At 60.9% G+C, this 22,396-nt stretch carries 23 protein-coding genes; 9 read left to right on the forward strand and 14 right to left on the reverse strand.

Translation table 11 applies throughout. The features are described from left to right. Positions 1-127 precede the first annotated feature (127 nt). From GNZ12_RS12870 to GNZ12_RS12885, 4 genes are all read left to right on the forward strand, one after another. Positions 128-874, forward strand: a complete 747-nt coding sequence (locus GNZ12_RS12870; protein ID WP_172310687.1) for a GntR family transcriptional regulator — start codon at positions 128-130, stop codon at positions 872-874. Next, positions 871-1,758, forward strand: a complete 888-nt coding sequence (locus GNZ12_RS12875; RefSeq protein ID WP_328805990.1) for a sulfite exporter TauE/SafE family protein — start codon at positions 871-873, stop codon at positions 1,756-1,758. Before GNZ12_RS12870 ends, GNZ12_RS12875 begins: the two co-directional genes overlap by 4 nt. Beyond that, positions 1,755-2,114, forward strand: coding sequence for a DUF1634 domain-containing protein (locus GNZ12_RS12880; protein WP_172310688.1), 360 nt, complete (start codon positions 1,755-1,757; stop codon positions 2,112-2,114). The genes GNZ12_RS12875 and GNZ12_RS12880 overlap by 4 nt, the downstream gene beginning before the upstream one ends. A 142-nt stretch (positions 2,115-2,256) precedes the next feature. Beyond that, positions 2,257-2,523: a hypothetical protein gene (locus tag GNZ12_RS12885; protein WP_172310689.1), complete on the forward strand. Its 267-nt coding sequence runs from the start codon at positions 2,257-2,259 to the stop codon at positions 2,521-2,523. A 10-nt stretch (positions 2,524-2,533) separates the two neighbouring features. Here the strand turns inward: GNZ12_RS12885 and GNZ12_RS12890 are convergent, their stop codons facing one another. The 3 genes from GNZ12_RS12890 to GNZ12_RS12900 form a co-directional block, all read right to left on the reverse strand. Continuing rightward, entirely contained in the window at positions 2,534-3,880 is a 1,347-nt protein-coding gene (locus GNZ12_RS12890) for an ATP-binding protein (protein WP_172310690.1), read from the reverse strand. After that, positions 3,877-4,590, reverse strand: a complete 714-nt coding sequence (locus GNZ12_RS12895; RefSeq protein WP_074288114.1) for a response regulator — start codon at positions 4,588-4,590, stop codon at positions 3,877-3,879. Before GNZ12_RS12895 ends, GNZ12_RS12890 begins: the two co-directional genes overlap by 4 nt. An 80-nt stretch (positions 4,591-4,670) precedes the next feature. After that, positions 4,671-4,964: an EF-hand domain-containing protein gene (locus GNZ12_RS12900; protein ID WP_172310691.1), complete on the reverse strand. Its 294-nt coding sequence runs from the start codon at positions 4,962-4,964 to the stop codon at positions 4,671-4,673. A 406-nt stretch (positions 4,965-5,370) separates the two neighbouring features. Here GNZ12_RS12900 and GNZ12_RS12905 point away from each other — a divergent pair, with 406 nt between their 5' ends. Beyond that, the gene (locus GNZ12_RS12905; RefSeq protein WP_172310692.1) at positions 5,371-5,703 is read left to right on the forward strand and encodes a hypothetical protein; all 333 of its coding nucleotides are present in this window, start codon (positions 5,371-5,373) and stop codon (positions 5,701-5,703) included. A gap of 424 nt (positions 5,704-6,127) precedes the next feature. Here GNZ12_RS12905 and GNZ12_RS12910 read toward each other — a convergent pair whose 3' ends face one another. Continuing rightward, entirely contained in the window at positions 6,128-7,378 is a 1,251-nt protein-coding gene (locus GNZ12_RS12910) for an arsenic transporter (RefSeq protein WP_172310768.1), read from the reverse strand. 269 nt (positions 7,379-7,647) lie between these two features. On the opposite strand from GNZ12_RS12910, the gene GNZ12_RS12915 reads away from it, so the two are divergent. From GNZ12_RS12915 to GNZ12_RS12925, 3 genes are all read left to right on the forward strand, one after another. Continuing rightward, a complete protein-coding gene (locus GNZ12_RS12915) occupies positions 7,648-8,202 on the forward strand; it encodes a cytochrome b (RefSeq protein WP_172310693.1) in 555 nt (184 codons plus the stop codon). Between the two features lie 96 nt (positions 8,203-8,298). Further along, positions 8,299-8,862: a YceI family protein gene (locus tag GNZ12_RS12920; protein ID WP_172310694.1), complete on the forward strand. Its 564-nt coding sequence runs from the start codon at positions 8,299-8,301 to the stop codon at positions 8,860-8,862. A 48-nt stretch (positions 8,863-8,910) separates the two neighbouring features. Next, positions 8,911-9,489: a YceI family protein gene (locus GNZ12_RS12925; RefSeq protein ID WP_172310695.1), complete on the forward strand. Its 579-nt coding sequence runs from the start codon at positions 8,911-8,913 to the stop codon at positions 9,487-9,489. Between the two features lie 203 nt (positions 9,490-9,692). On the opposite strand, the gene GNZ12_RS12930 is transcribed toward GNZ12_RS12925, so the two are convergent. From GNZ12_RS12930 to GNZ12_RS12960, 7 genes are all read right to left on the reverse strand, one after another. Then, positions 9,693-10,061, reverse strand: coding sequence for a BON domain-containing protein (locus GNZ12_RS12930; RefSeq protein WP_172310696.1), 369 nt, complete (start codon positions 10,059-10,061; stop codon positions 9,693-9,695). A 102-nt stretch (positions 10,062-10,163) separates the two neighbouring features. Then, complete coding sequence (locus GNZ12_RS12935) at positions 10,164-11,264, reverse strand: porin (RefSeq protein ID WP_235993709.1); 1,101 nt, start codon at positions 11,262-11,264, stop codon at positions 10,164-10,166. Positions 11,265-11,495: 231 nt separating this feature from the next. After that, complete coding sequence (locus tag GNZ12_RS12940) at positions 11,496-12,065, reverse strand: YbhB/YbcL family Raf kinase inhibitor-like protein (RefSeq protein ID WP_172310698.1); 570 nt, start codon at positions 12,063-12,065, stop codon at positions 11,496-11,498. A gap of 124 nt (positions 12,066-12,189) precedes the next feature. Continuing rightward, positions 12,190-13,656 (reverse strand): MmgE/PrpD family protein, encoded by a 1,467-nt coding sequence (locus GNZ12_RS12945; protein ID WP_172310699.1) that lies wholly within the window; start codon positions 13,654-13,656, stop codon positions 12,190-12,192. Between the two features lie 111 nt (positions 13,657-13,767). Continuing rightward, positions 13,768-14,409: a 3-isopropylmalate dehydratase small subunit gene (leuD, locus tag GNZ12_RS12950; RefSeq protein WP_172310700.1), complete on the reverse strand. Its 642-nt coding sequence runs from the start codon at positions 14,407-14,409 to the stop codon at positions 13,768-13,770. Positions 14,410-14,411: 2 nt separating this feature from the next. Continuing rightward, positions 14,412-15,812, reverse strand: coding sequence for a 3-isopropylmalate dehydratase large subunit (gene leuC / locus GNZ12_RS12955; RefSeq protein ID WP_172310701.1), 1,401 nt, complete (start codon positions 15,810-15,812; stop codon positions 14,412-14,414). Positions 15,813-15,822: 10 nt separating this feature from the next. After that, complete coding sequence (locus GNZ12_RS12960; RefSeq protein ID WP_172310702.1) at positions 15,823-16,716, reverse strand: isocitrate lyase/PEP mutase family protein; 894 nt, start codon at positions 16,714-16,716, stop codon at positions 15,823-15,825. Positions 16,717-17,024: 308 nt separating this feature from the next. On the opposite strand from GNZ12_RS12960, the gene GNZ12_RS12965 reads away from it, so the two are divergent. After that, positions 17,025-17,813 (forward strand): GntR family transcriptional regulator, encoded by a 789-nt coding sequence (locus GNZ12_RS12965; protein ID WP_235993710.1) that lies wholly within the window; start codon positions 17,025-17,027, stop codon positions 17,811-17,813. Between the two features lie 154 nt (positions 17,814-17,967). On the opposite strand, the gene GNZ12_RS12970 is transcribed toward GNZ12_RS12965, so the two are convergent. From GNZ12_RS12970 to GNZ12_RS12980, 3 genes are all read right to left on the reverse strand, one after another. After that, entirely contained in the window at positions 17,968-18,738 is a 771-nt protein-coding gene (locus tag GNZ12_RS12970) for an alpha/beta hydrolase (RefSeq protein ID WP_172310704.1), read from the reverse strand. A gap of 181 nt (positions 18,739-18,919) precedes the next feature. Beyond that, entirely contained in the window at positions 18,920-20,281 is a 1,362-nt protein-coding gene (locus tag GNZ12_RS12975) for an MFS transporter (RefSeq protein WP_407947696.1), read from the reverse strand. Positions 20,282-20,410: 129 nt separating this feature from the next. Then, positions 20,411-21,868 (reverse strand): MmgE/PrpD family protein, encoded by a 1,458-nt coding sequence (locus GNZ12_RS12980; RefSeq protein WP_172310706.1) that lies wholly within the window; start codon positions 21,866-21,868, stop codon positions 20,411-20,413. Between the last annotated feature and the right edge of the window lie 528 nt (positions 21,869-22,396).

Consider the following 22,396-nt stretch of genomic DNA (forward strand, 5'->3'; position numbering starts at 1 on the left):
CGCGCTCCGCCCAGCGTACAACCGGTTCATCGTCGCGGGCGTGGCGATCGCCGCCTGGACGCACAGTGCGTCCAGGCCTTGATATCGCGCCTTGACACCAAGACATCATGACGTCATGATGTCTTCCATGAACACCGACCGTAACAGCCAACTCCCCCTCTACGCGCAAGTCGAAGCGGTACTCGCCGCGAGGATCGCTGACGGCACGTATCCGCCAGGCACGCAGTTGCCCAATGAAGCGAGCCTGCTGGCAAGCTTCGGCATCAGTCGCACCACGCTGCAAAAAACGGTGCAGAACCTGATTACGCGCGGCTTGATCGAAATCCGCCGCGGCAAAGGCACCTTCGTCAGCCAGCCGCGGCTCACTCAGCCGCTTACCGAACTGAGCGGCTTTGTCGAGGATATGCGTGCGCACGGCCGCCATCCGACCGCCCGGCTGTTGGCGAGGCGGATCGAAAACGCCAGCGACGCCGTCGCCGGCAAGCTGGCGCTCGAACCGGGCGCGCCGGTCGTCCACATTCAGCGCGTGCGCATCGCCGACGGCACACCGCTCTCGTTCGACGAAACCTGGCTGCCGAAAGACATCGGCGAAAAGATCATCGAGAACGATCTGGAAGCGGAGCCGATCTTTTCGCTGCTCGAAGAAAAGTACGGTATTCCGCTGATCGAGGCCGAATACCGGCTCGAGGCGATCGCCGCGAATGAAGTCGTTGCACAGGCCCTCGAGGTCGACACGGGCAGCCCGATTTTCCTGATCGAGCGAACGTCGTATTGCGACGAAAACCGTCCGGTCGACTATGAAAAGCTGTACTACCGCGGCGACCAGATCCAGTTCGTTACCCGTCTCGCCCGGCGCAAGCCGAACGCCCAGTGACCGGCGCGCATGCAACGGATCTGAGCTACACGCTGTGGCTGTTCGCGGTGTCGCTTGGGGCAAGCGCGCTGGGCGGCATGCTCGGCATGGCAAGCGGCATTTTTATCGTGCCCATTCTGACCCTGTTCGGTCACCTCGATATTCACGTCGCAATCGGCGCCAGCATCGTTTCGGTGATCGCCTGTTCGTGCGGCGGCGCCGCACAGTTCTTGCGCGGGCGCTTGACCAATGTTCGTCTCGCCGTTGTGCTGGAAACCGCCACCACGCTGGGCGCCTTGTCCGGCGTGTTGCTGAGCGGGTTCATCCCGGTACCCGTGCTGTTTTTCATTTTCGCCGTCATTCTGCTGCTGTCCGCCCAGCAAATGCTCGCTCGGCGTGCCGACCCGGTTGCCGGCCAGCGTGCTAACGCGCCAGGCGCAAATTCGTGGGGCGCTTCGTTGCGCCTGGATTCGAGCTATCCGGATCGCGCACTTGGCCGCGACGTCGGCTATCGCGTGCACCGCGTGCCCTTGGGCTTGTCCTTGATGTACGGTGCCGGGCTGATTTCGGCCTTGCTCGGCATCGGCAGCGGCGTCCTCAAGATCCCGGCGATGGATACGGCGCTGCGCTTGCCGATCAAGGTCTCGTCGGCCACCTCCAATTTCATGATCGGCGTGACGGCGGCGGCCAGCGCCGGCGCCTACTTCCTGCGCGGCGAGATCGTGAGCGCAATCGCCGGCCCGGTGGCACTGGGATCGGTCGTCGGCGCGGTGCTCGGCGCGCGCGTCCTCATGCGCGTATCGAGCGACAAGCTGCGCGTGCTCTTTGTCGTGGTGCTCGCGCTGCTCGCCGTGCAGATGCTGCTCGAAGCATTCGGCGTGCACCTTTTCGGAGCGTCGTCATGAGTCGCATCGCGTCAGCGGGGGGCCGGCTCGAACACTGGCTGGCGAAGCTCCTGCACTACGGCACATGGGTGGCAGCGGGCACGATTGCGGCCGGCCTTGCGATGGGCCTTCCGGGCGGCCTCGACAGCACCCTTGAAAGCGCATTGCCCGCTATGCGAGCTCACGCGGGACTGCTTTCACTGCCGGCTGGCATGCATATTGTGACCGTTGGCATCGCGCTTTTTATCCTGCTACCGGTAATGCGGCTTATATTGATGTTAGGGATGTTCCTGCATCAACGCGACTACCGGTTCAGCGCGATTACGGCGCTCGTGCTGGTGATCGTTGCGGTGGGATTACTGGTTGGGGCAGCTTGATGTGTGCGGCGCGAACGGCCCCCGGTATGATGCCGATCGCACCCCGGTCGGCGTTCGATTCATCGCCGCGCTGTGTTTTGCATTCTGATTTGCATTTGCAGCCGCGTTTCGCGCGGCACTTCTTCTAGTCACGAGAACCATCATGCCCGCCCAACACGACGAAGTCCCCACTGCCAGCACCACGCCGGGCAAGGCGAAGCGCAAGGATCTGTCCATTATGTCGCGCAATCTTCTGATGGTTGCGATCGGCGTCGTGGTCTTCGCGATCGTTGCGACCGTCGTGCTCTACGGTCCGATTACTTACGGTGACGAAATTCCCAACTTCGGCATCATTCTCATGCTGACCGTGCCGGTAATCGCTGGCGTGGCCTTCCGGGTAGGACTGGACGCCTGGCTGGATAGGGAATGAGCGCGCTCAACTAGGGCGCGAGCGGCAACACCACCCACACCTCCAACCCGCCGCCCTCGCGCGCACGAAACTGCAGGCTGCCGCCGTGCAGCCGCGCGATCCGCTCGACAATCGCCAGGCCCAATCCCGTACCGCCGCTGTGCGCGCGCGCATTGCGGCCGCGCTGAAACGGTGCTTTCAGTTGTTCCAGCTCCTCTGCCGAAAGACCTTTGCCGCGATCGCCGACCGCGACATACACGGCTTCGCCTGTCGCCCAACTCCGCACGGCAAGGCCCGTGCCGCCATATACGATGGCGTTCTGCATCAGGTTCATCAGAAGCCGCATCATGCTGATCGGCCGGTACGCGACCGGCGGCAGCTTGGCGAGCGACAGCGCAAATTCATGGCCCAGCCCCGCGAAATCGCCCGCGAGCCGTTCAATCAGCGCATTCAGATCGCCGGGTTCGGCAGCCTCTCGCTCGCCGCTGCCCGCGTAATCCATGAACTGCTGCAAGATCGTCTCGATCTGGTCCAGATAGGACTCGGCGGCGACCACAAAGCTGCTGTCGCTGCCGTCCGGCATCGCCATCGCCATCGAGAGCCGCAGTTTGGTGAGCGGCGTGCGGATGTCGTGCGAGATGCCCGCCAGCATCAGTGCGCGCGTCGCCTCGGCTTGCTGCAGCGCATGCGTCATCTGATTGAATGCACTGCTTACCGCTGCGATCTCAGTCGGACCGTCGGTCGGCAGCGGCGCGGGCGTTTCGCCGGCACTCACGCGGCGCGCCGCCCGAGTCAACGCCTGGAGCGGCTGGTTGAGGTGGCGCTGGATCACGTAGCCGGTCAGCGCCGCCAGTGCGCCCAAACCGAGCGACAGCAGGATCGCGGCGTCGAGTCCGGCACCTTGTGCGTCTTCTGGAATCGGCAGCGCGATCCAGTATGGCGCTTGCGGCGCATCCGCCGGGGCATGCATGCGAATCCACAAGCGTTGACCGCCTTCGGACTGCCAGCGCGCGGGCATGTCGGCAGGCAGATGATCGCGCAAGCTATCGAGAAACACTTTGCGCTGATAGGTGCGATAGGCGAGCATCAGACTAGGCGGCGGTTCAACGGCGGCTTCAGCAGGGAGTTGCGTGCGAGCATCGAGGCGTGCGGTCAATTCGGTCCGCGCGCCTGGCGGCGTGGCCCGAAGCAGGCTATCGAGCGTCGTCACATAGGTGGCGAACACCGCGCCCGCGCGCTCGACGCGGGGCCGCTGCACGTAGTGCAGCAGCACGCCAAGCGCGCATATCTGGCTTAGCATCACCAGCACGATCAGCAAGGCGATATTGCGCGCCAGCAGCGTTTTCGGCAGCGCCCTGTGCAGCCACGCGCGCGTCATGAGTCGACGTCCGCGATCAGCATGTAGCCGACGCCCCACACGGTCTTGATAAAGCGCGGCTTCGACGGATCGTCCTCGACGATCTGCCTGAGCCGCAGCACCTGCACGTCGATGCTGCGATCGAGCGCATCGTGCTCACGCCCACGGGCGCGCGCCAGCAGATTGTCCCGGCTCACGGGCCGGTTCGGCGACGAGGCCAGCGCGACCAGCAGCAGCATCTGTGCCGAATGAATCTCCAGCAGTTCTCCAGCACGCGACAACTGCTGCTTGCCGACGTCGAGACTGAAATCGCCGAAACGCACGCTCTGCGAGGTCACCGTGACATCGCCCGAGGCGATCTTCTGGCGGCGCAGCAGTGCATTGATCCGCGCCACCAGCTCACGCGGCAGGAACGGCTTGGCGAGGTAGTCGTCAGCGCCGGTTTCGAGGCCGGCCACCTTGTCGAGCGGATCGCCCTTCGCGGTCAGCATCAGAATCGGCAGCGTCTGCCCTTGCGCGCGCAAACGGGCGCAGATGGCAAGGCCGTCCTCTTCGCCGATCATCAGATCGAGCACCAGCAGATCGAACGGCTCGCGCTCCAGATAACGGTCGAGCCGCTTGCCGTCTTCCGCGATCCGTACGTCGAAGCCGTGGCCGCGCAAGAAGCGTTGCAGCATGTTGCGCAGTTCGGCTTCGTCGTCGAGCACGATGATTTTGGCGGGGCGATCCATACGAAAGCTCCTCGGTTCAGGCGTCGGGACGTGGCGGGTGTGCGTCAAAGGTCCTACGATCCCGCCGGAGCCCACGCGGCTCAGTGCGCTGCCCCGCGTTCCTGCATGAATGCCGCGATCTGCGGCAACGTGATGTAGCCCGCTTTCTGCGTGTCAATTTCATCGAAATGCTTGGCAACCATCGGCATGCCCGCAGCGGCCTGCGCTTTGGTGAGCTTACCGTCGTGCGTGGTGTTGGCGCTCGCGAAGCGCGTTTGCAACTGCTGCGCCATGCGTTCCATGCGCTGGGGATTGCTGCCCTGCGGCGCGGCGGTTTGGGCAAACGTGACGGTGGATGCGCAGCACAGCAGCACAACGGCGATCAACTTTTTCATGACTGAGTCCTTCGATTGAGTCATCGTGCGTCGCCTGCAATGTGCCGCGATCCGTTCGATGACAGACCGAATTCTTGGGGAAGTGCCGCCGGAAGGCAATTTCAGAATCATGTCGCCCTATGTCATGGTTTTTCGCGGCGTCGGCATCGCAGGTACGCGCTGCCGTCGTAACACAGCATACGCTCCATACAAACGCACACTTACGTCATCGCTCACTTTCACGCGACATTGAATGAAATAAGTTCGCGCTCCCGTTTCGAAGGCGGTTTGCGTATCTTTCGTCTTCCGGCGCCACAAGCCCCCCAAGCGCCTCGATGGTTCGGGAAGACTCTCAAGCAATCCGAACCAGCAGCACTGCTTCTTCATCGGAAGACGCACGCGCCGCTCAACGTTTCAGGAGTATCAAGTGAGTATTCGTCTCGTCTGCGCCTCTACCTTCACCGCCCTCGGTCTCGCCTGTTCGTCGACGGCGTTCGCCCGGGTGGTCGTGTATATGCCCGCTGCCGTGGTCTACGCACCGCCGCCACGCCCTGTCTATTACTACGTGCCGGTCAAGCCGGTCTATGTCGTGGCGCCCCCGCCGGCGCCGGTTCCCGTAGCGGCCGGCACGCCCGTGCCGCTGCCTGCGAAACCCATTCCCCTGTACACGACGGTCGTGGTGCCCGCGCCGACCAACTACGCAATCGTGCCCGCCCCTGCCGTCACCTATGCGCAACCTGTGACGGTGGTACCGCGTTAAGCGCGCCAAAGCGATTGATCAGACTACTGGCGGCTAACTCGATGTCAACCCGACATCGCGGAACGCGGCACGGCACTTGCTGGATTCCACACCACCGTCAGACGTGCCCATTGATTAGATGTATCTGTCCAACTGCCGGCATCCCGCTTGCACCGTTGCATCGCCCATCCACCTCTCCTTCAGGAACGTTAGATGAGCTATCAGGATATAGACAAAGAGATTGCCCATTTCGAACTCGTGTTCGGAAAAATTTCCACCAACGATCGCATTCCGTTGTCGTATTGGCGAAATAGGCTGAGCATGTTTCCCAAAATGTTGCTGATGCCGATACAGCGCGCGCGCCTCGCACGGCTCGACGCAGCGCTGCGCTTACTCGAACAGTCCGCGCATACGCTGGCGGCTGAGGAGCCGCCGCGTGGTGCGCTCAACCGGTCAGAATCCGCGCGGCGAGCGCCAGCGCGAGGGCCGGCAGCATCACCACCACCCCCACTTTCAAAAACTTCATGAAGCTCACGTCCTCGCCTTCGCGGCGAATGGCGTTGAGCCAGAGGATCGTTGCGAGCGAGCCCGTGATCGACAGGTTTGGCCCCAGATCGACGCCGATCAGGAACGCATCGATCACGCGCTCAGGACTATGCGCCTGCGTCACGGTCGAACTGGCGATCAAACCCGCCGGCAGATTGTTCATCAGATTGCTGCCGATCGCGATAGCGCTGCCCGCCCAGCCGGCCGTCGCGACTTCGCTGTGTTGCGTCGCATCTTGCAGCAGATTGACGAATGTCGTGATGACGCCGGTGTGATCGAGCATCTCGACGAGCACGAACAAGGCGGCGACCAGCGGCAGTACGCTCCACGATATTTCCTTGATCATGGGCAGCGGCGATTTGCGCTCCTGGATCAGCACGACCGCCGCGGTCAACGCGCCGAGTATCGCGGTGGGCAAGCCGAGCGGGACATCGAAGGCGGAAACCGTCAGGAGCACGACGGCCGTGACCGCGATACCCGCGAGCGCAACGCGCCCGCTCGACGACAATTCGAGGGGCTCGAGATCGGCCTCGCAGGTCCCGGCGAGCGTCTCACGCTGGGTCCAGCGCAATAGCACATAGGTCGCGACGATCGACAGAAGCGAAGGCAGCGTGAAGCGCATCAGCCACGCGCCGAGCGCGGGGGTGTGATTGCCGTACAGCACGATGTTGGCCGGATTCGAGATCGGCAGCACAAAGCTCGCGGCATTCGCGATGAACGCGCAGACGAAGAGCAAAGGCAGCGGATGCGTCTTCGCTTTTTTAGCGGCGGCAAATACCGCCGGCGTGAGGACGACCGCAGTGGCGTCATTGGAAAGGAACGCGGTGATGACCACGCCGACCAGATAGACCAGCAGAAAGAGCTTCCTCGGAGATCCTTTGGCGTGGTTCACCGCGAATACGGCGACCCAGTCGAACAGACCTTCGCGGCGCCCGACCTCCGATAGCACCATCATGCCGAACAGGAACAGGTAGACGTCCGTGCCCTTGCCGACTGCCTCGATTGCCAGATCGGCGGGAAGCAGGCCCAGCGACACGAGTAATAACGCGCCTGCGACGGCCCACACGGCCTCGGGCCATTTGAACGGCCGGGTGATGACGCCGGCCGTGGCGGCAATGGCGATACCCCAGGAAAGGAAGACGGAATTCAACATGTAAGTCTCTGGATTCTGATGGCACACGAACACGGTATTGGACCGCAGCATAACCCATGACCAGGATGCCGCCGGAGGTTGGCCGCAAGTTGTGTGCCACACCATTCAGACCGCCGCACCGTCTCATTCCCTCGCCATTAGCGTCACGGCTAGAACAATCTGTTCTCTTCTACCCGGCTATTCAGTTTTCATTGGCATCCCTACTATCCGCATTCATACCCGAAACACCGCACGCAGCAAGTACCACGACCCGTGAGCATGAGCCAATGAAACCCCACCCTTCAGACGTCAAGCACTACAGCGGCCCTGCCATCGCCTTGCATTGGCTAATCGCATTGCTGATCGTCTGCGGGTTCTATATCGGCTGGATCATGACCGATATCCATGGCTTCACGCCCACCAAATTGAAGTACTTCTCGTGGCACAAATGGATCGGTGTGACGGTCTTCGTGCTCGCCGTGGCGCGCGTGCTGTGGCGCGCCACTCACCGCGCGCCGGCGCTCGATAGCACTACACCCCAGTGGCAGAAGGCTGCCGCCCATCTCGTGCACGGCGTGCTCTACGTGCTGATGCTGGCGATCCCGCTGTCCGGTTACTTCTATAGTTCGGCCGCGGGCATTCAGGTGGTGTACCTCGGCATCGTGCCGCTGCCCACCCTGATCGGCCCGGACGAGGCGCTCAAGGCAAGCCTGCGCACGGTTCACGTACTGCTCAATTACACGTTGCTGGCGCTCATTGCCATGCACATACTCGCGGCACTCAAGCATCAATTCGTCGACCGCGACGGATTACTCGCACGGATGATTCCGTTCCTCAAGTAACCCACGAGTAACAGGCGATTGGCTACAGCCTGTTGGCAATCTAATTCCCAGCGATGTGCAATGAGCCCGCGTGGATTCGATAGGATGCGTACCACTATGAAATCAAACTTTTATCACTCCATTCTGGCCGGCGTCGCCGCTTTCTCCTTCTTCGGCGCAGGCCTTACGCACGCCGATGTCGACACGAGCAAAAGCAGCGTCATCGCGACGACGAAGCAGATGAACGTGCCGGTGGACGGCAAATTCAGGAAGTTCTCGGCGCAGTTGACTTTCGATCCGGCCAAGCCGACCGCCGGCAGCGCCAACGTGTCGATCGACACCGGCAGCTACGACCTCGGCGCGGACGACTACAACAAGCAGGCCCAAGGTAAGGAATGGTTCGATAGCGCCACCTATCCGGCCGCGACGTTCGTCTCGAGCGCGATCGCGCCGGCCGGCGGCAACCAGTACAAGATCACCGGCAAGCTCACCATCAAAGGCAAATCGCAAACCGTCGTGGTGCCGGTCACCATCGCCAGCCAGGGCAGCACGCAAACCTTCGACGGCACCTTGCCGATCAAACGTTCGCAGTTCGATGTCGGCACGGGCGAATGGAAAGACACGTCGGTGGTCGCCGACGAAGTCGTCATCAAATTTCACATCGTCGCTTCGAAGAAGTAACTGACAACAACGAAGCGTCGCAGCACTTTCTGAAAACTGGAGAATCCCTTGAAGAAGCAACTTTTACTCGCCGCAGGCGCGCTGGCCGCAGCCATGTCGTTTAACGCAATGGCCGCCGATACGTATCAGCTCGACCCGATGCACACCTACCCGAGCTTCGAAACCGACCACTTCGGCGGACTGTCGATCTGGCGCGGCAAGTTCACGAAGAGCAGTGGCACCGTGGTGCTGGATCGCGCGGCGAAGACCGGCACGGTGGACGTGACGATCGATATGAGCTCGGCGGATATCGGTAACGACAAGCTCGACTCGGAACTGGGCACGGACAAGTTCTTCGATGCAGCCAAGTACCCGACCGCGACCTACAAGGGCACGCAGATCCGCTTCGACGGCGACAAGCCAGTGGAAGTGATCGGAGCGCTGACCATGCATGGCGTGACCAAGCCGGTCAACCTGAAGATCGAATCGTTCAAGTGCATCATGAACCCGATGCTCAAGCGCGAAGTGTGCGGCACTGAAGCGACCGCGACGTTCAATCGCGACGATTTCGGCGTCGACTTCGGCAAGACCTACGGCTTCAAGATGCTGACCACGCTGAATATCCAGGCTGAAGGCATCAAGCAGTAATAGCTAGCTGCGCGGCCTGATTCGAGACATCGTTTCAGGCGCTGCGTCGGGCCATTGCGGCAACGGGCGAAAAAAAGACCGCCGCGTTGCCGCAACCCGCTCCCATCTCCAGACGATGGCAGTGGTAATCGGGAACACGCATGGCGAGAAGTCGCTTTCTGCAGTCGCGAATGGCTCCGTAACAGACGCTTACTCACGAACAACTAATAATTCTGGGGCTGCAGTGACAGCTTGTTCGTGACCGATATCACGCCCGGCACGCTTTTGGCAACCTCCTCGGCTCTGCCAATCTGTGCATTGTCCGGCACCGAGCCCGTCAATGTGACTGCGCCACCGTGCGCACGCACGAAAATGTTCTCCACCTCGATGTCCCTCGTCTTGCTCAGCGCACGCCGCACGTCAGAACCGAGCTTGCGATCAGCCTTTTTAATGCTCGTCTGATTCGCTTTGCCAGACGCAGCAGAAGCCACAGTCGCCGAGGGCGCACTAGAGTCAGACTGAGCGTACGCACCCGACGCGAGCGCCAGACTCAGCACAAAGCCCAGCGCCTGAAATATCCTGATCACTTTCATAAAGTCTCCTTTCCCCGTTGAAACGACCGGGCATGTCGCTCTTTTCCGGCAACGAGAATCGCGTTTCGAATAACCCTATCTTTGTCAGATAGGATGCCTCGTTCAGAATTGATGGCGTATGCCGGCCATCAAGCCTAGCTGGGTGCCTTTCTGCGCTGTGCCCAAGCCGTTGACACCCTGGATCTGCGCGCCGATCAGGTCGCCGCGATACAGCCCGTAGTTGCCTTCGATATAAACATCAGTACGCTTCGACAGGTTGTAGTCCGCGAGCAACTCGAACTGCGAGGCCGTGCCGTCGAGCCGCGCGGTCTTGCCGGTCTGCAGCGTGCGCCAATAATTGAAGGAAAGCCGCATTGCCGAACTGAACGAGTGCACAGCGCCGAGGCTGAACATGCGGCGCGAACTGAAGTCGGTGAACTTCAACGCGGCAAGTACCGGCGCGGTAAACGGGCCGTTAAGATAAGACTGGAAGCCTGGGTCGAGCCGGTTTTCAAAGTAGCCCGCGTGGAACTGCGTGCTCTGCCACGTGTAGGAAGCACCCGCCGTCCACGCCTTCGAATGCGAACCGTTGGTCGAATCGCGCGAATCCATGTAGCCCGCGCCTGCAGTTACCGGCGCCGCCGGCATATAAGCGACGCCGACGGCCAGTTGCGAACCGTAAGACATGTGTCCCGGCACGTTCCCGAACGCGTACGAAGCCTGGCCGACCACGTCGGCGAGCTTGATCGTGTATTTCGCCATGTTGCTGGACCAAAGGCCTCCGAGCATGGTGATTTCCGGCTGGAAGCTGAAATTGAACGGCACCCACGAATTCGATGCATAGGTCCGGTCGACTATGCTGGCGAGTACGTTGCTCTGACGCCCCATGGTAAGCGTGCCCAGAGTGGCGGACTTCAGACCGACGAATGCCGTGTTCCAGAACGGCAGAGCGGGATCGGACTGGCCATTGTTGAGATCGAAACGGTTCTCCAATCGGAAAATCGCCGCGTTGCCACCGCCCAGGTCCTCGGTTCCATTCACGCCAAAGCGGCTTTCCGACAGACCGCCGCCGCCCATTTGCACGGTCGAATCCCCAGCGCGATTGACGTGAGTCAGATACTGCACGCTGACATCGGTGAGTCCATACAAGGTCACGCTCGACTGCCCCATCGCGCTTCCCGCTCCCAATGCTGCAAGCGCTCCAGCAACGTAAATAGTTTTCAAATCGTCTCCATTTTTATATAGTTCGGCGCCACGTGATAGCCGGGCGGTGTCGCCATCCCCGGCCGTGATCAACCGCCAGTTCATCAGCCCGCGCCACGATTAAAGCGGGTTTTACAAATTGATAGAATCACCTCGCAAAATAATAAGGATACTTAATTAATAAAATAACAAACCTGCCATCACTTGCGATGACGCTGACATGGCCAGCGCACAAAACGGAACCCTTCCAGCTTATTTTCGTTCGAACACCCCGCGAAGTTCTCCGTACGCGAGGACGTTGTCCTGAAGCACACGCAGCACATCGTCGCGCGTCATTCCTGACCCGAGGCCGGATTTTCTGGCCAACGCAAAAACTTGGAACACGTACGTGTGCGGTCCGTGCCCCGGCAACGCGCGCGGCCCCCCATAGCCCAGTTTCCGGAAGGTTGTCAGCCCCAATTCCCGTTGGGTCGAAAACGAACTGGCGTTGAGCGAGCTTTCCGCCATGCCCGATGCAGACGGCGGGATGCACGCGGCGACGAGATGGACAAACGGGCGGCGAAACGGTGCATCGGGATCTTCGATGTTCAGCACCAGTTCGACAGCGCGATCCGGCACGTTGCGCCATGCGAGAGGCGGCGAGACGTTATCGCCTACGCCCTCTCCCGCATAGCGCAAAGGAATCACCGCACCGGGTCTGAACGCCGTGCTTGTCAGTTCGATGGTGGCCAGGCTGGAAGCGAGGCGCAGATCGCGATTGAGCAGGTGCTCTTCGCCGGCGTGCCGGCCACGCAAAAGACGACCCAGCAATCGGTCGATCATTGCGTGCGCCTCGTGAAGGAAAGCCTGGACGCGAGACAAAAAAATAGCGTTTGCATGATGTAATAGGACGGGTAACGCAAGACGAACGGACCGTCGCTTCGGTCCGATTCAAAAAGGCGGTAGCTCATTCAAGCGGTGACTTTACTGGCTCAGCCAGCAGTCCGATCAGCTCGCGGACATCAGCCATCTTGTCGAGACCCACGACGGCGCGCTCGATCTCGTCACGGCGCGACACCGCGATCACGCCGTCAGTCAGTTGCCGGAACTTGTGAACAATCTCGTCGTTAGACACTTCAGGCAGCGCGTCGCCCTCCGGGTGCCGTAGCAGGAGCTCCCGACGCGGACGGTTGCGAAAATGAACCACGAGGCGAGTCGCACCACGCGCGGCCGGCCCGAGGGTGTCGAACGTCGCGTCGTGACGGACCGTGATTTTCCCGATCAGGTCCCACACATCGTCGGCGTCGAGCCTTGGCGCAACAAACTGCTTCGTCAGCGCGACACCGTCAAGCACCGTCACGGCGACGGCATACGCCATGTTCATCTGCGCACCGATCGAGGTGAGCGGCCGCTCGGCAACCCAGCCGCCGTGATGGAAGACGGCATGGCCCAGATCGATTTCAATACGCTCGATATCGTCACCGGTGAACCCGGTCTCGCGCTTGAGCGCCTGGATGCCATCGATCGCCGCGAGCAGGCCACCCATTGCCGCATGACGTTTGATGATGATGCGCTGTGTTTCCCAACGCGTTCCCAGCTCGCTGCTGACCTGCGACGCATCCGGCGCATGACCTTCGCCAAAGGTCGACAGGAAACCGCCGTATTCCCGCTCGAACACGCGCTTGATGCCGGTATAACCGCCTGCCGCCAGGACCGCCGCATACAGACCGTTGCGCGATGCAAAGCCATGATGCATGCGCTTGGACATCGCCTCGAATTGTGCGGCCATCAGACCTGCGGACTGCGTGCCCGCAAGGCCTAGTGCATCCTCGAATTCCGCAGCGCCGAGCCCCATCAGCTTGCCTGCGGCAGCGGCCGACGCGTGCGTGCCGAACACGGACCCGGAATGCCAGCCACGCGAAAGCATCTGTGCGCCGTGCAACGCGAGGCCGACGCGCGGGCCGACCTCCAGACCGCACAGCATGGCGAGAAGAAATTCCTCGCCGCTCACCGGTCGCGACACCTGCTTTTCCGCGCAGGCAAACAGTGACGGCAGCACGATCGATGCGCTGTGAAGCGGCGCGAAGGGATGGAAGTCGTCGAGTTCAAAACCCTGGATAAAGGTGCCGTTCAACAACGCCGCGGCGGACGCAGTGGTGCGCCGGCCCCAGCCGATGACCGTGCAAACCTGCCCGCCATCGAAGTCGGCGACGATACCAACCGCTGTGCGAGACCACGGCAGTTGCGCACCGACGAGCGCACATCCGATACCGTCCAGCATCAGGTAGCGTGCACGCTCGATCACATCGCCCGGAATGTCCTTCAGTTCGACGGCGGCCAGCCATTGCGCCAACTGACCGGTCGGACCGTCGGGATCGGTTGGAGCCGTTGAAGCAAGCTCAGCCGCCTCGGCGTCAAGAACACGTTTTTTCATATGTCGTTATATTCATCATCGCCGCAAGGAGCGCGGCAGGTTGTCGTAGGCGCGACACCCGGGCGTAGAGGCAAATGACCCATGGATGCCGCAAGCATTTCAGCCGCCCCCTTAAGCCATGCCGCTGGTTCTCGCGAGCCTCGGTGCCAGCGCCCACATCCATGGACGGTTCTCACTATCACGATGTTGCCAGGCCGCAATATCGGACTCGCGCAGCATCGTCTGACCAATCTCGTCGAGTCCCTGCAAAAGCGCGTTGCGGCGCAATAGCTCGATTTCGAACCGGAAGACCTGTCCCCGCGGCGCAGTAACCGTTTGCTGGTCGAGATCCACCGTCACGCTTTCTCCGCCGGCCGCGTCACGACTCAGCACGTCCAGTTCGGCAGCCGATAGCTGCACCGGCAGCAGTCCGTTCTGAAAGCAGTTGTTCCGGAAGATATCGCCGAAGCTTTCTGCGATCACGCAACGAATGCTGCTTCCCCATAATGCCGAGACGGCGCCCTCGCGCGACGATCCGCAGCCGAAGTTGGCGCCGGCAAGAAGAATTGGAGCATTTTTGAAGGCGGGCTGATTTAGCACGAACGCCGGTTCGTCACTTCCATCGTCCCGATAGCGCAGTGCCTCGAACGCATAAGGTCCCAATTGGCCGCTGGGCACGCTGGTGAGTCGCTCTATCCGGATGATCAGGTCCGTGTCGACATTGGCGAGCATGAGAGGAGCCGCGGCCCCCGTTATCTTCGATACTTTTTCCATCGCTACAGACTCCGAACATCGACAATGGCGCCCGCGACCGCAGCGGCCGCGGCCATAGCCGGGCTGGCCAGATGCGTACGCGCCCCCGGACCCTGACGGCCAACGAAGTTGCGATTCGACGTGGACACGGCCCGCGCCTGCGGCGGCACCTGTTCGCCGTTTGCTGCCACGCACATGCTGCAGCCCGGTTCGCGCCACTCGAAGCCAGCGTCAAGGAATACGCGATCCAGTCCCTCTGCCACAGCTTCGCGCCTGACCGATTCAGATCCGGGCACGACCCACGCGGTTACACGATCCGCGACCTTGCGCCCGCGGATAACTGCTGCCGCCGCTCTGAGATCCGGCAGCCGCGAGTTCGCGCATGAGCCAATGAAGACCCAGTCGACCGTCGTGCCCGCGATCGGACGACCCGGCTCAAGACCCATATATCGGAGCGCTTCTTGCCAAGCCTCGCTCCGCCGGCTGTCAGGCACAGCGGCCGGATCGGGAATGACACCGTCGATTCGCATCGCGTGCTCGGGGCTCGTTCCCCACGTCACGGTCGGCACGACTTCGTTCACGTCGAATGTGACCTCACGGTCGAAACACGCGTCCTCGTCGGAGGGCAACGTGCTCCAGTATGCGCGGGCACTGTCGAACAACGCGCCCGCGGGTGCGTACGCACGGCCCTGAAGCCATTCGCCTGTCTTCTCATCCGGCGCGACCATGCCGATCTTCGCACCGAGTTCGATCGACAAGTTGCACAGCGTCAGGCGCTCTTCGATTTCGAGCGCGCGGATCGCGGGACCCGCATATTCGATTGCGTAGCCTGTGCCGGCGTCGGCACCGAGCTGCCCAATGACGTGCAGGATCAAATCCTTGGCGGTCACGCCTCGCGCGAGACGTCCATCGAACCACAGTCGCATTGTTTTCGGACGGCGCTGCAATAGCGTTTGCGTCGCCAGCGCGTGCGTGACCTCGGACGACCCGACACCGAACGCGAGCGCACCCAGGCCGCCGTTGGTGCAGGTATGGCTGTCACCGCAAATCAGCGTCGCGCCTGGCTGGACGATGCCGAGTTCCGGCGCCATCACATGGACAATGCCCTGCCCGGGTTCGCCAAGATCGAAGAGCCGGATGTTCGCCCTGGCTGCGAGCTGGCGCAAGCCGTGATACAGGCGCGCGCCCCCCGCGAAAGTCTCGCCCGTGCGACCAGGGGCGCTCGATACCGCGTGATCGGGCGTCGCGAAAGCCAGTTCCGGGTTGCGCACAGTGAGCTTGCGTTGAGCCAGTTCATAAAGGCCGGACGTACCGGACAGGTCATGCAGCAAATGCCGGTCGATATGCAGCAGCGCCCAATCGCCACCCAGGTCCGAGACAACGTGGCTGTCCCAGATCTTGTCGAAAAGTGTCTTGCCTGTCATGACGGCTCCATCAATCCGCACGCGACGGGTCACCGGCGACCGTGCTGTTGTCACGAAAGCGCGTACGCAGTTCGTCCCACTCACTCGAGCCCAGATTACGGAACCGCTCCGCCAGCGTAGCGGCGCCCGCCGATGCGGGCGGCGTATTGGTTTCCTTCAATTGCCGCAAGGTACGGATGCAGGTGTCGGTAACGTCGGCAATAAGCAGGCTCGGCAGGATGGCGAGGCGGTAGCCGAACCGCTCAACCGTTGCCAGGTCCACGTCAGGCGTCTTGCCGCCACGCACGATGTTCAGCAGACAGGGACCCTTGACGAGGCGCGGCACAGCGGCCATTTCATCAAGCGATTGCGTGGCTTCAAGGAAGATCATGTCTGCGCCGGCCTGGAGGGCCAGGTTAGCGCGTGTTACGGCCTCGTCCATGTCAGCGACGGCCCGTGAATCCGTGCGTGCGATCAGCAGGAAATCCGGATCGCGCCGCGCCGCTACGGCAGCGCGAATCTTCGCGATGAACTCCTCGCGCGAGATAACGTCTTTGCCGTCGAGGTGACCACAGCGCTTGGGCGAAACCTGATCTTCGATATGAATACCCGCCGCGCCGCTACGCTCGAATTCCCGCACGGTGCGAAACACATTCAGTTCCGTTCCGTAGCCGGTGTCGGCGTCGGCGATGACTGGCACGTCCACCGCATTCGACAGGATGCCTGCGTTGTCGACCATCTCGCTCATCGTCAGCAAACCGTAGTCGGGATAACCGTAACGCGCCGCTGTCCCCGCTCCCGTCATGTATACAGCCGGAAATCCCGCACGCTCCACCAATCTGGCGGTCAGGCCATCATAGGCGCCGGGCGCCACGACCAGTTCCTGCTTTGCGAGCAACGCCCGCAATTTTGCTGCTGCTGTCATCCAGCCTCCACTATTGTCTTTGCGATTCCGCTTGAATACACACCGCGTTCGATTCAGTTCGATGGCGGCGTTCTTATATGTTATATATTTATAACAACATGTCAATGAGTGATTGTCGGCGTGCTTGTGATGTGACCGAAACCGGAATGTCCGGGCGACTCCGATACGGTTGTACTGTTGACATAACATAAGACGGAAGATCAATTTCTACGCTATGATAGAAAGACTCTATAAACCTGCTCTAAACGATGTTTACTCCGACTTCCCCGCAGCTCCCCCGGTCCCGCGGTACCTCACTGCATCGCCAGATGTTCCTTGTATTGCGGGAGCGGATCATCACCGGCACGTATGCTGCGGGCAGCATGATTCCAAGGGAAGAAGATCTATGCACTGAGTTCGGCGTGTCGCGGATCACTGCGCGCCGGGCGTTGGCGGATCTCGAAGCGCTGGGTCTGGTGCAACGCCGTCAGGGCCTCGGCACCTTTGTGCCCACCGACCTGCCGGTGGCCCGTCAAGCGGCCACACTCGGGTTCGTCGACGCCTTGCACAAGGCCGCCTCCGAGACCAAGGTGCAGGTTCTCAGCGTCAATCTGGAAACGCCGCCCACGGCCATTGCGATCCAGTTGGAACTGGAGCCCTCTGACCGTGCGGTCCATGCGCTGCGGCTGCGCAAATCCGGAGATACGCCTCTGATGGTTTCCGAGGCGTGGATTCCCGAGCGCTACAGCAAATCGATCACCGCCGCCAGCCTGAAAAAGCGCGCCTTGTACGAGATCCTGATGAGTCACGGCGTGGACTTCGGCCGCGTGATTCAGGAGGTAACTGCAGTCGCCGCAGACCCCACCTTTGCGCAATGGCTCGACACGGAAATTGGTATGCCGCTGCTCAGGACCACACGCCTCGTGTACGACTCGAAACGTACGCCGGTCCAGCATCTGACCATCACTGTTTCGCCTGAGCGCAGCCGTCTCGTGACCGACATGTCCGCAGATTCCATCAACACGCTGCGCACAGGCCAGGTCATACACGACGTGCAACACGAAGCGCCCAAAACTTCGAAGGAACGTGTATCAGGAACCGGCACGCGGCGCGGATAAGCCGGCCTGCATGCACATGCACATTGCTCTTTGCACACGCATCGTTATAGACCCACCTCGCCATCGCCGCCCTGGGTTTCGCTACTCAGGTCGTCAGCGATGCGCGAACGCCGCCTGACAATCACTCCGATCACAGGCGGCGTATCGCGTTAAATCATTGTTTGCTGGACTTTGTTGCGGCCTGCTCGATCAGCTTCGCGACTTCGGCTGGATGCGAGATATAGGCCACATGGCTCGAGTTAATCTCGACCGTCGTGCTTCCGGCGCGCGTGGTCATGAAGCGTTCAAGATCGGGGTTGATTGCACGGTCCGCCGTTGCGACGACTGCCCAGCTCGGCTTGGTCCTCCAGGCCGCGTGCTGGATCGGAACACCAAACGCCTGGGCCGCAGGCGTCACCTGCGAGATAGCCATGAAGTTTGCTTCGGCCGCGGGCACATCGGCGCAGAAGTCCTCATGGAACATTGCTGGTTCGATGTACAAGTGGCCGTCCGCAGTCGGCTTGATGGATTTAGACGCGGGCGGCATCTTTTTGGTCAGATCGAGGGGACTTTCTCCCGTATCGGGCTGGAATGCCGCCACATAAACGAGACCGGCGACCTTGTCGTCGTTGCCAGCCTCGGTCACTACCGCACCGCCGTAACTGTGGCCGACGAGGATGCTCGGACCATCCTGTTCGTCGATAACCCGGGTGGTTGCCTTCACGTCTTCATCGAAAGACGTTTCCGGCTCTTGCACGACAGAGACCTTGTAGCCGTCGCGCGTCAGGATTTTTGACAACGCCTGCCAGCCCGAACCATCGGCGAAAAAGCCGTGAACCAGGACGACGTTCCGGACCGGCGCGGCCATTTCGGCATGCGAACCCAGGGCGGCGAATGAAACGGCAAGTGCAGCAGCGATACGGGTTACAGATGAGATTGTTTTCATTTTTATACTCCACGAGGTTGGATAACGACAAGACATCGGCAGGTATTTACAACACTGGTTCAGATTTTATATAAGTAGGACTCTTGACAATTTGATTGATAGAAAATCCCCCGTCCGGACTTCTGCTGCAAGTAGGATTGCTATAGACCCACGTCACCATCGCCACCATGGATCTCACTACTCAGGTCGTAAGCGATTCAAGTGATCTGCCTTTTGTCGACGGTCCAAGTACAGCGATCGACAACGCAACCATACCCATGCTCGCGGCAATCAGCAGCAGCGCACCGGAGACACCTGCCCGGTTTAGCGCGTACGACACCAGGAAGCCGCTGAAAATGCCCGACAGCCGGCTCCACGAATACACAAAGCCTATTGCACGCGCACGAATACGGGTCGGATAAAGCTCTGACTGGTAGGCGTGAAAGTTGTAGGACATGGTCGTGGCGCCCAGTGTCACCAGCGCACCGGTCGTCACGATGAACACCGGATTACGCGCTTCGGCAAACAGCAACCCGGCGCCGGCTACCAGGATCGACGAAGCCACGATCTGCCATTTTCGCTCGAAGCGGTCACCATAAAGCAAGGCGATCAGCGGACCACACGGCATCACCAGCGTGATCCCCAGCGTATAAGCCAAGCTCGTCGTTACCTCGAAACCCTGCTTGATCAGGAAACTCGGCACCCAGTTGGAGAACCCATACAACCCGATCGTCTGGAAGACGTGGAAGATGCTCAACATCACAGTGCGCGACAGAAATGCGCGACTGAATATTTCCCGAAGCTGGCCCGTTTCTACCACTTCACCCGACGTCGCTTCAGGCACCGGCAAGGGCAGGCCGGTTTCTCGCTCGGCCCGCCGCTCGAGCTCCGCCACGATCCGCTCGGCCTTCTCCGGTTCGCCGTGCGCCGCAAGCCAGCGCGGACTCTCGGGGATACGCCGGCGAATCACCCAGATCACAACGGCTCCCACCGACCCGAGTAGGACGACCCAGCGCCATCCATCGAGACCGAACGGAGTAAGGGGCACAAGCTGCCAGGCGAGGCATGCGATTACCGGCACCGCCAGGTAGGTGATGAACTGGTTGAAAGCAAACGCACGTCCGCGAATATGTTTAGGGACGATCTCGCTCAAATAACTGTCGATGGTCACCAGCTCGACACCCAACCCGATCCCTACCATGAAGCGCCAGAAGTTCAACCCGAGTGCTGTCGTCTGAAACGCCATGATTGCCGCGGACACGGTGTACCAAAGCAACGCGAACGTGAATACCGAACGCCGCCCGAACTTGTCCGCGATCGCGCCGAAGAACAGCGTGCCGACAAGCAGACCCGTGAACGCGGCAGCAATGAAACTCGCTATGCCGCTCATGCTCAGAAAGCTCCTTGTGGTAGCCGTCAGGACACCCGACCGAATGATGCCCGGAGCAATGTACGCGGTCGAAAACAGCTCGTAGAACTCGAAGAAGCCGCCGAGCGAGATCACCAGCACCAGCATCCAAACAGACCGTGACACTGGCAACCGATCAAGCCGCGCGCCGATCATGCCCGTGGTTTCATTTGCTTTGATTGCGCGTATCTGGCTTGTGTCGGACGCGCCAACGGGCGGTCCGATCGCGTCGTGTGTCGACGACATATGCTCCTCCATTTGTATTTTTAGCGATGTACGTCGGCTTTATGCGAGCGCGTCTGTTACGGGTAGTGCAAGCACCTCGATCAGTTCGGCGATGTCGTCGAGCCGCTCCACACCAACGACAAGTTGCTCGATTCGCTGCTGGCGCCCCTTACCGATCACACCGTCTGTCAGCGTGCGGAATTTCTCGACAATGCCTTCGTTCGATACGTGATCCAGCGGACGGCCTCGCGGGTGTCGCAGCAGCCGCTCCTCATGGCTGCCGTCCGTAAACGTGATGCGGATCCGCACGGCTCCGCGGGCAAGCGGGCCATCCCGGTCGAACGCCTCTTCGTGCCGGACCGTGACCTTCTTCATGAACGCCCAGACATCGTCAGCGTTGATACGCTCAGGGCTGAACTGCTTCAACAGCGCGGCGCCATCGAGCGCGGCAACGGAGACCGCGTAGGCCATGTTCATCTGCGCACCGATCGACGTCAGCGGCTTGAGCGCCTGCCAGCCGCCGTGGTGGAACGACGAGCTCGCGCAATCGAGCTCGATTTTCTGTATGTCAGTTGCAGTCGTGCCGCGCTGCCGCTGGATCTCCAGCACAGCGCCAATCGGCCCGAGCAGCGCACCCATTGCAGAGTAGCGCTTGATCACGTACGCCTCGGTCTCCCATTTCGCACCAAGGTTGGCCGATATCTGCGACGCGTCCGGATCGTGCCCCTCGCCGAACGTCGAGAGGAAACCGCCATACTCGCGTTCGAAAACCCGCTTGATGCCTGTATAACCGCCCCCCGCCAGCACCGCCGCATAGAGGCCGCCGCGCGACGCAAAGCCGTGATGCATGCGCTTGGACATGGCTTCGAATTGCGCTGCCATCAGTCCGCCGGATTGCGTGCCGGCGAGCCCAAGCGCATCCTCGAAAGCAGCAGCGCTCAGGCCATGCAGCTTGCCAGCTGCTGCAGCGCTTGCATGCGTGCCGAATACCGCACCCGAGTGCCAGCCGCGCGACAACATCTGCGAACCGTGCAATGCGAGACCGACACGAGGTCCCACTTCATAGCCGCACATCGCGGCAAGCAGGAATCCTTCACCACTGACCTGACCGAGCAAGCTTGCGCTGGCAAAGAGCGACGGCAACACAACCGATGCCGCGTGCAGCGGCGCGATCGGATGAAAGTCGTCGAGTTCGAAGCCCTGGATGAAGGTGCCGTTGAGCAGCGCTGCCGCGGGTGCGCTGATCTTCTTGCCCCAGCCGATCAGACTTGCGTCCCCACCGCCTTCAAGCGCGCTGACGAGTTCTACTGCCTTTCTCGACCAGGGCAATTGCGCGCCGACGAGCGCGCAACCCAGTCCGTCGAGCGTCAGATATTTGCCGCGTTCGAGCGCCTGTTCGGGGATGCTGTCGAGTTGCACGGAAGCAAGCCACGTTGCCAATTTCCCTGTCGGACCGTTCGGGTCCGTGGGGTCTGAATGAGCCGTGGTAGTAGAGGCCGACTGAATTAAAGATGCCATGCGTGAGTGCTTCCTGAAGATCGGGGACATGGATGACGTCCGTTGAAGTGACATGGACAAAGCCTGCTACCGAGGAACACCGGGACCATTGCCTATCAACATGTTGTTATATTATTAAGATGACTGGCCGGATAAAGCGAGAGAGGGTTTACGCTAATCGCTTAGCCAGTCGTGAGGGCAACCGCAGCGGGTTCCATAGCAATAGGGGACGTTGTCTGCTGCGGTCCTTAGAAGCATGGATCGGCTGACGGTGAAAGTGCCGAAATCCGCAATAGTTGACGTCTTGAAGTGATTGCAGTTGGCACTGTGGATTTGCACAATCAGCCAGCCACGTTGCCGCCCCTTCCACAAAGCGAAGCGAACACGCTTCTTTTATCAGATGAATAGACCGGTTCCTGAGGAAACCACGTGTGTTGCAAACGGGTCTTCGGGGGCAGCCATGATCGAAGCACGGCATTCAACCGATCCAACGAATAGCCCTTCAGAACAGGCATAATCTGCTCAACAAGCCGGATTCGACCGTCTGTT

Origin of the sequence: Paraburkholderia solitsugae, from assembly GCF_013177695.1 — a bacterium.
Lineage (GTDB): Bacteria > Pseudomonadota > Gammaproteobacteria > Burkholderiales > Burkholderiaceae > Paraburkholderia > Paraburkholderia solitsugae.